The 13449-nt window shown below is 45.3% G+C and carries 16 protein-coding genes and 1 tRNA gene; 6 read left to right on the forward strand and 11 right to left on the reverse strand.

Going from position 1 to position 13449, the window contains the following annotated elements:
* Window positions 1–11: 11 nt before the first annotated feature.
* From flgG to NL644_RS19480, 8 genes are all read right to left on the reverse strand, one after another.
* Window positions 12–800 carry a flagellar basal-body rod protein FlgG gene (gene flgG, locus NL644_RS19445; RefSeq protein WP_005382032.1) on the reverse strand — a complete coding sequence of 263 codons (789 nt, stop codon included), beginning with the start codon at window positions 798–800 and terminating at the stop codon, window positions 12–14.
* A gap of 18 nt (window positions 801–818) precedes the next feature.
* Entirely contained in the window at window positions 819–1568 is a 750-nt protein-coding gene (flgF, locus tag NL644_RS19450; RefSeq protein WP_005382031.1) for a flagellar basal-body rod protein FlgF, read from the reverse strand.
* A 289-nt stretch (window positions 1569–1857) separates the two neighbouring features.
* Complete coding sequence (flgE, locus tag NL644_RS19455) at window positions 1858–3171, reverse strand: flagellar hook protein FlgE (RefSeq protein WP_005393123.1); 1314 nt, start codon at window positions 3169–3171, stop codon at window positions 1858–1860.
* Between the two features lie 30 nt (window positions 3172–3201).
* Window positions 3202–3912, reverse strand: coding sequence for a flagellar hook assembly protein FlgD (flgD, locus tag NL644_RS19460; protein WP_005393125.1), 711 nt, complete (start codon window positions 3910–3912; stop codon window positions 3202–3204).
* A gap of 17 nt (window positions 3913–3929) precedes the next feature.
* Window positions 3930–4343, reverse strand: coding sequence for a flagellar basal body rod protein FlgC (gene flgC, locus NL644_RS19465; protein WP_005393132.1), 414 nt, complete (start codon window positions 4341–4343; stop codon window positions 3930–3932).
* A 5-nt stretch (window positions 4344–4348) separates the two neighbouring features.
* A complete protein-coding gene (flgB, locus tag NL644_RS19470) occupies window positions 4349–4744 on the reverse strand; it encodes a flagellar basal body rod protein FlgB (protein WP_005382026.1) in 396 nt (131 codons plus the stop codon).
* A gap of 307 nt (window positions 4745–5051) precedes the next feature.
* Window positions 5052–5879 carry a protein-glutamate O-methyltransferase CheR gene (locus NL644_RS19475; protein WP_005382024.1) on the reverse strand — a complete coding sequence of 276 codons (828 nt, stop codon included), beginning with the start codon at window positions 5877–5879 and terminating at the stop codon, window positions 5052–5054.
* Window positions 5880–5890: 11 nt separating this feature from the next.
* Window positions 5891–6817 (reverse strand): chemotaxis protein CheV, encoded by a 927-nt coding sequence (locus NL644_RS19480; protein ID WP_005382022.1) that lies wholly within the window; start codon window positions 6815–6817, stop codon window positions 5891–5893.
* Between the two features lie 76 nt (window positions 6818–6893).
* Here NL644_RS19480 and flgA point away from each other — a divergent pair, with 76 nt between their 5' ends.
* The 3 genes from flgA to NL644_RS19495 all read left to right on the forward strand — a co-directional run bounded on the left by flgA (window position 6894) and on the right by NL644_RS19495 (window position 8524).
* A complete protein-coding gene (flgA, locus tag NL644_RS19485) occupies window positions 6894–7640 on the forward strand; it encodes a flagellar basal body P-ring formation chaperone FlgA (RefSeq protein WP_005393139.1) in 747 nt (248 codons plus the stop codon).
* 116 nt (window positions 7641–7756) lie between these two features.
* A complete protein-coding gene (gene flgM / locus NL644_RS19490) occupies window positions 7757–8071 on the forward strand; it encodes a flagellar biosynthesis anti-sigma factor FlgM (protein WP_005382018.1) in 315 nt (104 codons plus the stop codon).
* Window positions 8072–8098: 27 nt separating this feature from the next.
* A complete protein-coding gene (locus NL644_RS19495) occupies window positions 8099–8524 on the forward strand; it encodes a flagella synthesis protein FlgN (RefSeq protein WP_104974391.1) in 426 nt (141 codons plus the stop codon).
* Window positions 8525–8638: 114 nt separating this feature from the next.
* On the opposite strand, the gene flgP is transcribed toward NL644_RS19495, so the two are convergent.
* Together flgP and NL644_RS19505 are read right to left on the reverse strand one after the other, a co-directional pair.
* Entirely contained in the window at window positions 8639–9070 is a 432-nt protein-coding gene (flgP, locus tag NL644_RS19500; protein ID WP_047009552.1) for a flagellar assembly lipoprotein FlgP, read from the reverse strand.
* 9 nt (window positions 9071–9079) lie between these two features.
* Complete coding sequence (locus NL644_RS19505; protein WP_005382013.1) at window positions 9080–9718, reverse strand: FlgO family outer membrane protein; 639 nt, start codon at window positions 9716–9718, stop codon at window positions 9080–9082.
* A gap of 169 nt (window positions 9719–9887) precedes the next feature.
* On the opposite strand from NL644_RS19505, the gene NL644_RS19510 reads away from it, so the two are divergent.
* The 3 genes from NL644_RS19510 (at window position 9888) to NL644_RS19520 (ending at window position 12059) form a co-directional block, all read left to right on the forward strand.
* A complete protein-coding gene (locus NL644_RS19510; RefSeq protein ID WP_048626114.1) occupies window positions 9888–11021 on the forward strand; it encodes a flagellar assembly protein FlgT in 1134 nt (377 codons plus the stop codon).
* Between the two features lie 177 nt (window positions 11022–11198).
* Window positions 11199–11275, forward strand: a tRNA-Arg gene (locus NL644_RS19515).
* 277 nt (window positions 11276–11552) lie between these two features.
* Window positions 11553–12059, forward strand: a complete 507-nt coding sequence (locus tag NL644_RS19520) for a Fe3+-citrate ABC transporter substrate-binding protein (RefSeq protein ID WP_253658718.1) — start codon at window positions 11553–11555, stop codon at window positions 12057–12059.
* A gap of 113 nt (window positions 12060–12172) precedes the next feature.
* Here NL644_RS19520 and NL644_RS19525 read toward each other — a convergent pair whose 3' ends face one another.
* On the reverse strand, window positions 12173–13135 hold the full coding sequence (locus NL644_RS19525; protein ID WP_006743033.1) for an OmpA family protein: 963 nt from the start codon (window positions 13133–13135) through the stop codon (window positions 12173–12175).
* Window positions 13136–13449: the final 314 nt, after the last annotated feature.

Here is a 13449-nt window from a genome sequence, read left to right on the forward strand (position 1 = left end):
GCTCTTAACCGTTATAACTGCTGGTTAACGAAGCTCATCATCTTATCGACTGACGAGATCACTTTTGAGTTCATTTCGTAAACGCGCTGAGCTTCGATCATGTTGACCAACTCCTCCGTTACATTCACGTTAGACGCTTCCAGCATGGATTGACGGATTTCACCCAAACCGTCTAAACCAGGAACACCTTCTTGTGGATCGCCACTGGCACCCGTTGGTAAGTAAAGGTTCTGGCCAATTGGCTCTAGGCCACCTGGGTTAACAAAGTCTGTAATGGTTAGCTGACCAACGACTTGGTTGTCTTGCTGACCACGGACGCGAACCGATACTTCACCATCCGTACCGACAGTGATAGAAATCGCATCTTCTGGAATCACAATTTCAGGTTCTACAGGATAGCCAGAACCCGACGTGACTAACGTGCCTTCACCATTTAACGTGAACTGACCGTTACGGGTGTAACCGATGTTGCCATCCGGCAACGTCACTTGGAAGAAGCCATCGCCTTCAACCATCATGTCCAGTGCGTTGGTCGTTGTCTGCGCATTACCATGCGTGTGCACTTTTTGCGTCGCAACCACTTTAGAACCCGCACCTAGCATCAAGCCACTCGGAAGCTCAGTGTTCTGAGATGATTGGCCGCCAGGCTGGTTGATGTTCTGATAGAACAAATCTTCGAATACCGCACGGCTCTTTTTGTAGCCCACAGTAGAGGCGTTCGCCAAGTTGTTCGAAATCGTGGCAATGTTGGTTTGTTGGGCGTCTAGACCTGTTTTACTTACCCATAGTGCTGGATGCATAGTGAACCTCTAACTCTGTTAACTCATACGAAGCAGTGAATCTGAAGATTTATCCATCTCTTCAGCAGTGCTCATCATCTTGACTTGCATTTCAAACTGACGCTGTAAGTCAATCAATGCGGTCATTTCACCTACGGCATTCACGTTACTGCCTTCAATCGCTCCTGTCTGGAGGCTAACAGTAGCGTCTGCTTCGTAAGGTTGGTTTGGAGTTTTATGGCGAAATAAGCCATTGGTGTCTTTAAATAAGCTTTGATCATTAGGCTTAACAAGCTTGATGCGATCAACCGCTTGGAATTCTTCTGCCGGGGCACCTTGAGGAAGCACAGAGATGGTGCCATCTCGACCGATTTCAATTTTGGAGAGAGGAATAGGCAAAGTAATCGGCGCATCATTTTCACCTAGCACCAAATGGCCACTTGCGTTAGTAAGCATGCCATTTTGATCAACTTTTAGGTTACCGTTACGGGTCAACCCTTCTTTACCCGTGTGATCGAGTACTGATATCCAGCCGCTGCCTTCAATCGTCACATCCAGATCACGCCCTGTTGTAATCACGCTACCTTGAGCAAAGTTATGCCCTGGACGCTCTGTCATGCTGAACACACGTGAAGGATGGCCTTCACCATAAGCCTGCATTGAGCGAGCCTGTGCTAAATCCGCACGAAACCCTGTCGTGCTTACGTTAGCCAAGTTATTAGCACGCAATTGTAGTGCCTGCATATTTTGCTTGGCCCCACTCATTGCGAGAAACAGTGCGCGATCCATAAATTACTCCAAAAACTTCTCTGTACACGGAGTAAAAGCAATAGTTATGCCAACATAAAATGAGCTTATTTATCAAACACTTAAATAGGAAACAAAAGATTAAGAGGGGTTTCAGTGGCAGAAAACTGCAACAAGGGGCAAGGTTTTGATCCACATGGCGGCAACGGCGGCAAATCAGAGATCAAAGCATGCTTAACCTGAACTGAGGTATTTTCAGGCTAAGCATCAGATGAATGTCATGATATTATCAAGCCAAGCGGCGAAAGCTCGCCTAACTTGATGATGCAGATTATCGGATCTGCAGGATATTTTGTTGTAGCTGGTTGTGCACTTCTAGCGAACGTGAGTTTGCTTGGAAGTTACGCTGAGCAGAAATCAGGTCCACCAGCTCCTGCGTCATATCAATGTTTGACTGTTCCAGCATACCGTTGTTGATGGTGCCGAAAGAGCCTTTGTTAGATTCACCCCAAATCTTGTCACCAGAGAACTGAGTTGAATCCCATTGCGTACCGCCCTTCTTATCCAGACCTTGCTCGTTTGGAACACGTACTAGCGCGACACGACCCAATGTGACGTTTTCACCGTTTGAGTAAGTCCCCATTACGCTGCCGTTTTCATCGAAGTCAACCTTGGTTAGGAAGCCCGTTGTTGCACCGTCTTCATCGAACTTGGTCAGTTCGAACGGAGCAGCAAACTGTGTTGCCGAGCCTAAACCGAAGTTAAGCGTCTGCGCAGGATCGGCACCATTCATATCGACTGGTGTCGTGTTCGTCGCCGGATCGCCCAGTGCCACAGACGTAATTGGCTGACCATTGTTCAAGCTCGCCAACGTACCATCGTTGTTGAACTTCATGGTATGACCCACATGGCCTGTTGGCGTTTGTGCATCACCTGCCGCAACATTTAAAGGCTTTTCACCTTCTTTATCTGTCACGGTGTAGTAAGTGTTCCACGTGTTTGGCTGAGTCTGATCTTTCAAGTAGTACGTCGTTAGCTTGTAAGACTGACCCATCGAGTCATAAATAGTCGAAGAGGTTGAACGGTTGTATGTATCTGGGTCTGAAAAATCAAACTGAGTTGGATCTTTCAAATCGCCGTTAGCTGGCAAGTTCACGCCCACTTCAATGTTTGCTGTTTGCTTTGGCTTACCAAATTCAGCAGGAATATTGATAGGTTGTGGCTCGTATGAAGAAACCTCACCAGAGCTTGGATCCACTTGGTAACCTAATAAGAACTCATCGTTCGCGGTCACCATGTAGTTTTCTTTATTTAAATGGAATGCACCATTACGTGTCAGTTCATTCTGTTGTGGAGTCAGACGCTCCTTCGCCACGGCGAAGAAACCTGTACCCGAAACACGCAAATCCATTGGGTTGTTGGTGTAAATGCTTGAGCCTTCATGGAACTGCTGCGCCACTTGGCTTGCTTGCGCACCACCACCCGGTGTGGTTTTTGCGTTAGTAAATAAAGAGTTAGAGTAAACATCAGCAAACTCAGCACGGGACTCTTTAAAGCCGTACGTGTTGGCGTTCGCAATGTTGTTACTGGTGGTGTTCAAATCCAGTTGGGCGGCGGACAAACCGCTTAAAGATACATATGACATTCCAAAATCTCCTAATCTAGCGAGCTATGACTACGCTTTGCCGACTTCCAAAACTTCTGCAAGTCGAACTGGCGATTCAAAACCAGCCAGATTGAGTAATACGTTTCCGTCACCTTTGCCGAGCAATACGCTGTTTACGTTGGCGTATGTCGATACTGGGAACTCTTGCGACTCCCCTTCAACTAAGCCAGACGCTTTCACTTTGTATTTGCCAGCAGGCAGTGGATTTCCGCTTTCATCTTTACCATCCCAAAGCACACGCGTGTCGCCGGCTGGTTTCGCCCCTACCTCAAAAGTACGAACCAGTTGGCCAGCTTCATCCTCTACACGAACAAACAGATTATCGATAGATTGTGAAAGCTTAACCATTGCCGCCATTGGCGCGTCGTCCTGCTTCACACCTGCCGCTCCTGGGACCAATACGTCACGCCCTACCAAAGAGGAAGCTTGTAACGCTTGGTTTGATGTCATTGACGAGTTCAAACTCTCAAACTGAGTGTTCATCTTGCCAATGCCATCAACGGTCGCAAATGAAGCCATTTGCGCAATCATCTGGTCATTACTTACCGGCTTAAAAGGGTCCTGTTGAGACAATTGCTTCGTGAGCAATGATAAGAAGTCTTCCTGTTTTAGGTCCTGCTTACCCGTGCTCTCTTCCGTCTTCTTGTTACTCTCTTGTAGACTTTTAAGCTGGTCGATATAGGACAAGCCGCTTTGACCAACGTTGTTAATTCCGGCCATACGCTACCTCCTTATCCTTATTGACCCATCTGCAGCGTACGCAGCAGCATTTGTTTACTAGAATCCGCTACTTGCACATTGGTTTGGTATGCGCGAGAAGCTGAAATCATGTTCGCCATTTCTTCCATTACATTCACGTTCGGCTTGTAGATGTAGCCTTCTTCGTTTGCAAGGGGATGGTCTGGGTTGTACTCCGCACTCAGCGGTTTATCGCTTTCTACAATACCCATCACTTTCACTGGCACCGTATCACCGCCACGCATGGCGTTACTTAACTCAGCACCAAACACAGCATGGCGCGCTTTATAAGTGTCTTTCGCAGAGCTGCTGACACTGTCGGCGTTCGCCAAGTTGCTTGAGGTAGTGTTCAGACGAACGGATTCAGCGCTCATTGCGGAACCTGTCACATTGAAAACGTTAAATAAGCTCATCTAAATTATTCCCCTTTGATTGCTTTGGTTAAGTTCTTGAATTTGCTGCCTAGAAAGTCGAGTGATGCTTGGTGTCTGATTTGGTTTTGCATAAACAAGTTACGCTCTAAATCCAAATCTACCGTGTTGCCATCACCCGTATCAGGTTGCGTAGGAAGACGATATAGCTTGTCCCCGACCAACGTTGTAGTGGCAGGAATATGCCGACCATCCGTACGACTAAGACCAATGCTTGCCCCAGATGTTGCCGCTTGCAATTCCTTCGCAAAGTCTAAACCTCTTGCTTTGTAACCAGGCGTGTTGGCTTGTGCAATGTTGGTGGAAATCACCTCAGCATTGCGCTCACGTACGCCCACCGTGTGCTGGTGGATGCCTAGTGCATTGTCAAAAGATATAGCCATGTTTGCCTCTACAATTAAGAACTGACCGTGATTGATAACCAAAAAGCAATTAGCATGCCAAAAACATAAAGCGCTCTATCTACTTAATAGCTATCACCCATTGGAATAGCAATAAGTGAGCCAAAGTGACTGGAATGTCATGTCGTTTCACCTTGTTCACTTAATAAAGATACACCGTGATGAGGGAACAAAGCAAAATCGCGCTTCAATTTAGCAAGTGAAAACGTGGAAACACTCGAAGGCAGGAAACCAGCAAACAAAAAAAGCCTGACCTAGTGTCAGGCTTTTTATCAATGAAGAGATACCGCTATTTAAGCTTGTAAATGATACCCGGATTACAGCGCACCATTTCAAATTTATCAGTCAGACCAGTTAGCGACTCTGATGCCCCTAACAGCAGATAACCACCAGGGTTTAAGCTGCTCGCCATTTGGTTAAGCACTTTTGATTTCATTTCCGGTGAGAAGTAAATCAGCACGTTGCGACAAAAAATAATGTCGAACTTACCCATCAGTGCATAACTGTCCATCAAGTTTTGTGGACGAAAGTTCACCAAACGTTTGACGTTGTCTTTGACTTTCATACGGCCACCGTCCGCATTCTCAAAGAAGGTGCGGCGACGTTCTGGTGAAAGTCCGCGCCCTAGAGCCAAATTGTCATACACACCTGCACGACACATTTCAAGCATACTTGCTGAAATGTCTGTTGCTGTAATAGACACGTTTGGTAACAAACCCGGCTTGCGCTGTTGCGTTTCCAGAATCGTCATTGCAATAGAATACGGCTCTTGGCCCGATGAACTGGCTGCAGACCAGATCTTGATTGGGCGCTTGCTTGCCGCTACTTCTGGCAATAATTTGTCAGCTAAAACTGTGAACGGATAAGTATCTCGAAACCACAAGGTTTCGTTAGTCGTCATCGCGTCCACAGCGGCCACTCGTAATTCACGATTGCGCCCTGTAACAACATCACGTAGCAAATCTGATAACGATGCGAGCTTAAACTTCGTCACTAAAGGACTCAGTCGGCTACGCACAAGGTATTGCTTGCTATCACCTAACACGATGCCACATTGCGATTCTAGAAAACGGCTAAAGTCACGATACTCTTGATCACTGATTGTAATAGCAGTCATTAATGTCTCTTTTATTGTGTTAATGCAGATTTAACCGCGTTACCCAATTCATCTGGGTTAAATTTCGCAATGAAGGTATTGGCACCTACACGCTCAACCATAGCCTGGTTGAATACACCACTTAATGAAGAATGGAGGATAACATAAAGGTCTTTCAAATCGGCATGTCTGCGAATTTCAGCCGTTAAGGTATAGCCGTCCATTTCTGGCATTTCAATATCGGAAATAACCAACGAAATTTGATCGTAGATATTGCCTTCTTGAGCCATTTCAATCAACTTATTGTACGCTTCTTTGCCATCTTTGACAGATACGACCTCGAAACCGATTGATGTAATCGCACGCTCTACCTGTTTACGCGCGACAGTCGAGTCATCAGCAATCAATATACGGCGTACAATAGGCTTTTCTTGTTCTGCTTGCGCGATTTCTTCACCGATAGCGGAATCCATCGTTTCATCAACCGGCGCAATCTCTGCCAGGATTTTTTCAACGTCAAGGATTTCAACCAGCTCGTTGTCGATGTTCGTCACTGCGGTCAAGTAGTGCGCTTTACCCGCACCGTCTGGCGGTGGCAAAATCGCTTCCCAATGCATATTGATAATACGCTCAACCGATGATACCAAAAATGCTTGGATCGTACGGTTAAATTCTGCGATAACAACAAAACATTTATCCAGATCAGTGGTTGGGCGGCCACCAATTGCCAGGCTCAAATCAATAACGGACACGGTATGGCCGCGGATATGAGCGATACCTTTTACCAGCGGGTGTAGATTTGGCATTGAAGTCAGCTTAGGGCACTGCAGTACTTCTTTCACTTTGAATACGTTAATGCCGTAGCGCTGTCGGCCCATCAGTCGAAAGGTCAATAATTCCAATCGGTTCTGACCGACGAGTTGCGTACGCTGATTCACCGAGTCAAGAATCCCCGTCATATGCTCATCTCCATCTCAAACTTTTTGTTTTTAAATGATACTCTACCACTGGCAAGCACGATACCAGGGAGACAGTATGGCGTATTTCACTTTCACTTCGACACCATTGACTATGACAATATGTAGAGCGCTAATTACAAAGTACGCTAAGTCTATCGGCATTTTGCTCAGTATGTTTAGCTTTTTTGTTCATTCAGCTTCAGATAATCAGATCGAGCAAATAAAAACGGCAGCAGAACAACATATTCTTGCTACAGTTGATCAGCCTGATGGTGGCGAGCTATCTGTTAATGCGGCAGATATCGACTCGAGAATAAAAGCAACGGATTGCCCAGTGCCCCTGGATACGTCAGCTTCTTCCACCAGCAGTACTCGAAGCAACATCAATGTTCTAGTGGAATGTCCACCTGATGACTGGAAAGTCTATGTCCCTGTGAGGATCTCGGTATCAGTGCCAATGATCGTCGCAACACGAACACTAGGGAGAGGAGAAATCGTCAGCGCGTCGGATGTCACCACTTCCATGATCGAGCTGCAGCGCTTTCGCAAAGATGGCTTTTCTAACTACGATCAAGTGGTTGGCGCAAAGCTAAAACGCAACGTTCGCCTAGGTGATGTTGTTGAGCGTAATGATGTCTGTGTCGTTTGCCGGAATGAAAAGGTCACAATTAAAGCGGTGAATTCTGGCATGACAATCACCACGCAAGGCACAGCATTGCAAGATGGTGCGGCTGGCGATCAAGTAAGAGTGAAAAATGATAAGTCACAGCGTATAATAGAAGGCATAGTGACTGGCATTGCGGAAATCACTGTTAATTTTTAATAGCCACTGGTAGCGTGTTTAAACTGATCAATAAAAATGCAAAAAATGACTAAAGTTATTTTTGCACTGGTCGATAGTCTGGATACCAGTATTACGATACAAGGCAAAGGTTAAACATGGCAGGTATAGATAATATACGTTCAGGGCAAATGATGACGACGACAAGTCGTGCACCTGCGCGTAACGATTCCAATGCTACCAGCACGACTGAATCGAAAAAAGCACCCGCACAACAAGACGCTGTATCACTCAGCCAGCAAAGCAAAGCCGTTAGCAAACTCCAAAAAGATATGGCAGCTTCTCCGGCCTATGACAGCGCCAAAGTGGCGGCAATCAAAGAAGCAATCACAAACGGTTCATACAAAGTCGATCCTGAAAAATTGGCCGACAACATGATTAAGTTTGAAAACGAATTGCAAGGCAAAAGCTAACTGACTTAGGCCGAAGGTAAGTATTTTATGGCAGCATTAGTCGATCTCGTCAATTTCCAACTAGAAAATGCTAAGGCACTTTCTGCTGTTTTGCGTCAAGAAACACAAGCGATAACTGCGCGTGTCTCTACCGAGATTGAGAATATTGCCAAACAGAAGATGACACTCATTGCTCAGCTTAGAACGACTGATCAGCGAATCGCCTCTCACCCGCACGTCAATCAACTTACTGAAGATGAGCACCTAAGTCAGGTTGTTGCTCAAATCCAATCGATCGTCCTCGACTGTCAACAAGTCAACAAAGTAAATGGTGAATCGCTTAGTCGCGCACAGCTGAGTTTCAATAAACTCAATAACATGCTTCAGCGAACTCATGGCAAAGTGGGCATGACCTACAATGCTGGTGGCAAAACCCACACTATTTCGACACTTGGCACCAATATAAAAGCCTAAACGTCACTCCTACCCCACACCATCTCTAGAATGTAGATATAAAAAAGCGACTCATTGTTGCCAATCAGCCGCGGGAAAGATTATCTGGTCTTCTGAAGTAATGCGCTTAGTGCATTAGAACAAGGTTTGTTGACGCTTCTCAGGCACCTGTTGAACTTCTCCGTAATCACGCAACTTATCCATTTTACGAATATCCAGACGCAGCTCTGTCACGTAACTGTCTTCAACAAGATAACTACGTACGACTTCTGCACCGCGAATCACACCATCAACCGCGCCTGTAGTGCTCTCAATACCTAAACGCTGGTCTTGCAGTTCGGCACGTCCACTAACACGCATGCCATAAACTTGTTCTGCTAGCTCACGATAAGCATCAATTTTTGATGCGCGCATCGCTCGTACACGCTTCTCTTCAACAGTACGACCTGTTTGCTCACTGACACTCGCATAACCCACTGCCACTAAGATTTCATCTTGACGCATCTGTTGTAGTGGCTGACACCCCACCAATACCAGTGTGGCAATAATAAATAATAACTTCTTCATGCTTCTATCCTATGGACGCAGAATCACAGTGTACGGCTGACGAATGGTTGGGTCTGAGCGAATCAACACGCCATCTTGCGTACGGATACTGTTTAACGTATCTAAGTCACGACCAATACGGTCAGCCGGAAGAAAACCCTGCGCCGTTGCTACAACCACACGGCTCTGCATACCGACCACACGTGCATTGACCAGCACCCCGCCCTCTTGGCGCAGCATCGTACCGGTCAGTACATACTGAATTTGTTGCTCTTGCGCCAGATCTTGCCAATCACGGCTTAAAGCAAAATCGCCCTGCTGCGTCACTTGGATAGAGCCCGTAGTTTTGAAATCAACCACTTTAAACCCTCGGCGCTGGAACTGATGGATAAAACCTTCCGAGACCGAGTTGCCTAACCAGTTTGTTGCATCCATATTTTGTAGATCAACAAACGAGGTAATCGCAATCGGTGTCCGCGCAGATACCGCCACATTAGAAACCATCAGGTCTTCGGTCATGCTTTCAATGAAAAAGTCCATCGTATGACGTGGACTATCCATAAGCATGAACTGGCTTCCCGAGTACGGTTCTTTACCATTGTAAATCGGTGAGTACGCGCACGATGTCAGAAGCGTCATCATCGATGCGGCGACAAGCCACTTTTTCATGGTTTGATTCTCCAGATAATCTGAGGTGATACCGTTCTTGATTAATTCCTTTCTAAGAAAGTGAATATTGGAACAGTCTTTGCTTTTCTTTGTTTGCCTAACGAAGAAAAATCCACCAAACTTCACTGAAATTGTTAAAGCAATATTTATACCCGAACGGTTGTAATCAATGAAAAAAATATTAAACAGTCTGTTTTCAATCACTTTAGTGATGCTTGTGCCTTTTAAAGTAATGGCATCTTGGTATGAAGTAACAGGCGTTGCCACTATCGTTTCTTCAGAAGAAACGGCAAGGCTCCATGCGTTGGAAGACGCGCTGTTCAAAGCCGTCAATTTTTCGGGCGCAGATATTGGCAGTATTAGCAATTTGATGCCGCTATTAGAAGAAAGCCGTAACGAGTACCAGTTTACCAACCATGAAGTCCGTTACATTTTGGTCGAGTCTGAACGTAAACGTCGAGGTAAAGTCGAGGTAAAAATTCGCGTCGATATTTATCCATCGGCAACGGGTTGCCACACCGACCAATACAAAAAGACGATCCTTGTCGGCAATATTGAGGTTGCCTCACCACAACAAGCGGTGATGGGACAGATTTACCAAGTGGGTGACGATTTTAGCCGCGTGGTGAATCGCCAGCTGGATCAAACCTCTCGCAGCTTTGTATCTGTGGGTACAACGGACTATTCAATTAGCAGTAACTATCCCGCTCGTACTCAAATGATCGCGCAAGATAACGGCGCACAATACATCATTGGGGGAGTCATTACCGATCTCACTGCGACGGTCGAATCTCAACTACTGCAAGATGACATCATCAATCGTCAGTTTGCGTTAGAGATGAAAGTATTTGATGGTAAAACTGGCCATGAAGTCTTCAACAAAGCCTACCGTGAAGTGGCGCGTTGGCCATTTGCCAAAACGAGCCAAGTGGATACTCGCAGTGCGCGCTTTTGGGCGTCGACCTATGGCGAGATGATGCTACGCGTTAGTCGCAATATAATGCTGGATCTAGAGTCAGAGCTGTCTTGCAAAATTACGCTGCCAGAGGTCGTTGCTGTCTTCGGCAATACCGTAACGATGGATCTCGGCCGTATGCATGGCGTAAAAGAGGGAGACAAATTGCAGCTTTGGCACACCGCATCATTTATCGACCAAAACGGACTACCAAGAAATAAAGTATCGCAAAGTGAAATTACATTGACGGTATCACGTATATACGAACACGAAGCCGAGCTTACGATTGATCAGCCAAATTTAGCCTCTAGTGTTCAAATTGGCGACGTAATGAACAAGATCCTATAAAAGCAAACATTAAGTCTTGAGATATGCTCACTTTTTAATATCATAGGCAGCGCATCTTATTTGATTATACCAATGACCGTAGTAAGTCGTTCAAAGTGATACTGATAAAGACCTAAACAAAGTTGCTAGGTTTGCATTCAGTAAAACGGTTCAATGAACTGCAACTATTGGTATTACGCCCCCATGGCACAGCTGGATAGCGCAGTCCCCTCCTAAGGGACAGGTCGTAGGTTCGAATCCTACTGGGGGCGCCATATCATAGCCTTAGCTCCCACTTGAGCTAAGGCTTTTTTGTATCCACTATTTCGAGCTTCACAGAGCGTTTCCAAGTAACGTGTGAAACAATTTCCTCAGTAATCAATATGATCGCCTCGCTCCTTTACTCGACGAGATAAAACCTTTTACTGATCCGATCTCTTCCCCTTGAAATCATTTCAACAAGCCCTATTTACAGTTTTGTATTTTATTACTTTAATTATCTATGAGTTTTGCTTACCCTTTTAGCTATTAATAAAATTATTAGTTAGCACTATGTCTAAGAGCAATTTAATAACTAACACTGGACACCGCTTTATTTCTAGAGGCAAGACTGCCTTTAAGATTCATATCCATACCCCCGAGGACACGGTACTGCACCGCTCGGTTGGGTTTGTTCGTATTGGAGAAAAGAAAGGCTTACAAAAAGCCATTAAGCTGAGAAACGAATTAGGCCGGCAAATGTGGGGCAAATTTTGGCGACGTCTTTTGAAGGATCCTTACCTCATGACCAGACTCCCACACAGCGTTGAGCCAAAAATTGTTCACAAGCCTAACCCCACTCTTGAAAACCCAGATAACCGAGATACGTGTTACATCGCTAAGTGGCGAGAGTTCAATGATGACGGTGACTACAAATACAAAACAGTGGTTCGCTCTATTAGTAAATACGGCAAGCTTGCCGCCTACATGCAAACCAAAAAAGCGTTGTTAGAAGCACATAAAGACAACTTGGAAATCCTAACATTCATGGGGCGCTTAAACAGCATTGACCTCAAGTAATGTTTACCGTTTTTAGCTTTTCAGTCCGTTTCAAATAGAAATGAAAAAGCCCCAAAGAGCGAACTCTTTGGGGCTTTCAGCTTTAGTCTTCTATACTACGGTCGGATAGAAGCTTATTGCTGAACTTGGTATTCAAATTCTGGAACAACGATTTCTACGCGACGGTTTTGCTGACGACCTTCACGAGTGTCGTTTGAAGCGATTGGGTTGTTTTCACCTTCGCCACGTGCTTGAATACGTGATGAATCAATGCCTTTTTCAACGAGTGCGTTAGCTACAGATTCCGCGCGTTTCTCAGAAACTTTTAGGTTGTAAGCTGCTGGGCCAGAAGTATCTGTGTAACCTACAACTTCAACGTTCGCTTGTGGGTGCTCGTTTAGGAAAGCAACTAGGTTATCAAGTTTTGCAGCGCTCTCTGGTTTTAGAGTTGTGCTGTTTAGATCGAAGCTACCAGTGCCGATTGTTTGAGTTTCGAATGTTTTCGTTACAACTACGGGCTCTTCTACCACTTCTTCTACAACCACTTCTTCAACAACAACTGGCTCTTCTACGATTACTGGCTCATCGTTGCCGCCGAATTTGAAAGAAACACCCAGTGTTGCAGTGTTACCTGTCGCACGAGTTACATCGTTGCTGATATCAGTCAGAGTTTGGTATTCCGCGCGAGCAGTTACGTTTTGGCTTAGGTTGAACTCAAGGCCAGCTGCGCCTAGGTAAGAGTAATCATCTTTACCATCAAACATTACGTAAGCGCCACCCACTTTACCGTAAAGTGCGATGTCTTCAGTGATTGGTAGGCTGAATTTAGGTGCAAGAGTGATTGCTTCTACATGGCCACCGAAAGAAGTTTGGTTAAAATCACCGATGTTGTCGAAACCTGCTTCTACTGCGAAGTATTTATTCATTTCGTAACCAACAAAAGCGCCAAGAGTAGAGTCGTCTTTGTCACAAGCCTGGCCCGCTACACACGCGTCTTCCATCCATGACTTACCCATCTTACCACCAACGTATACTTCTGCTTGTGCTGCTGAAGCCATAAGTAGAGACGCTGAAATTACCGCTGCTAATTTTTTCATTATTGATTCCTCTAAAGAAGTTCTTTTGTTAGATGCCGAAATGCGCCGTCTGACTGACGTTGTATTTCAATTCTTTTTATTCATTCCTTGAGTGAGATACTTAGTCTGCTTCTTTTTATGCACATGCATTTTTTTTATGGAAGCTACTTACGTACATTTCCTGTTCAGTGATACATATCGCCATCTCGGTATCACTGACGGGGTGAACTATAACGCTAAGAAATCGCGAGAAAAATCCCAATTCTGTCAATTTATTGTCATCAAAAATCTCAACAACATGTGATCTTAAGCAAAAAAATCCCCACACAATCACG

The organism is Vibrio sp. Y10_XG_PY6 (assembly GCF_024181795.1).
Lineage (GTDB): Bacteria > Pseudomonadota > Gammaproteobacteria > Enterobacterales > Vibrionaceae > Vibrio > Vibrio diabolicus.

Excerpts from the sequence above, each read along its gene's own strand:
- flgG (WP_005382032.1), bottom strand. The coding sequence starts at position 800 with ATGCATCCAGCACTATGGGTAAGTAAAACAGGTCTAGACGCCCAACAA.
- flgC (WP_005393132.1), bottom strand. The coding sequence starts at position 4,343 with ATGAGCTTATTTAACGTTTTCAATGTGACAGGTTCCGCAATGAGCGCT.
- flgA (WP_005393139.1), top strand. The coding sequence starts at position 6,894 with ATGGCGTATTTCACTTTCACTTCGACACCATTGACTATGACAATATGT.
- flgP (WP_047009552.1), bottom strand. The coding sequence starts at position 9,070 with ATGAAGAAGTTATTATTTATTATTGCCACACTGGTATTGGTGGGGTGT.
- NL644_RS19480 (WP_005382022.1), bottom strand. The coding sequence starts at position 6,817 with ATGACGGGGATTCTTGACTCGGTGAATCAGCGTACGCAACTCGTCGGT.
- flgE (WP_005393123.1), bottom strand. The coding sequence starts at position 3,171 with ATGTCATATGTATCTTTAAGCGGTTTGTCCGCCGCCCAACTGGATTTG.
- flgD (WP_005393125.1), bottom strand. The coding sequence starts at position 3,912 with ATGGCCGGAATTAACAACGTTGGTCAAAGCGGCTTGTCCTATATCGAC.
- flgM (WP_005382018.1), top strand. The coding sequence starts at position 7,757 with ATGGCAGGTATAGATAATATACGTTCAGGGCAAATGATGACGACGACA.
- flgB (WP_005382026.1), bottom strand. The coding sequence starts at position 4,744 with ATGGCTATATCTTTTGACAATGCACTAGGCATCCACCAGCACACGGTG.
- NL644_RS19505 (WP_005382013.1), bottom strand. The coding sequence starts at position 9,718 with ATGAAAAAGTGGCTTGTCGCCGCATCGATGATGACGCTTCTGACATCG.
- NL644_RS19520 (WP_253658718.1), top strand. The coding sequence starts at position 11,553 with ATGTCTAAGAGCAATTTAATAACTAACACTGGACACCGCTTTATTTCT.
- NL644_RS19475 (WP_005382024.1), bottom strand. The coding sequence starts at position 5,879 with ATGACTGCTATTACAATCAGTGATCAAGAGTATCGTGACTTTAGCCGT.
- NL644_RS19525 (WP_006743033.1), bottom strand. The coding sequence starts at position 13,135 with ATGAAAAAATTAGCAGCGGTAATTTCAGCGTCTCTACTTATGGCTTCA.
- NL644_RS19510 (WP_048626114.1), top strand. The coding sequence starts at position 9,888 with ATGAAAAAAATATTAAACAGTCTGTTTTCAATCACTTTAGTGATGCTT.
- NL644_RS19495 (WP_104974391.1), top strand. The coding sequence starts at position 8,099 with ATGGCAGCATTAGTCGATCTCGTCAATTTCCAACTAGAAAATGCTAAG.
- flgF (WP_005382031.1), bottom strand. The coding sequence starts at position 1,568 with ATGGATCGCGCACTGTTTCTCGCAATGAGTGGGGCCAAGCAAAATATG.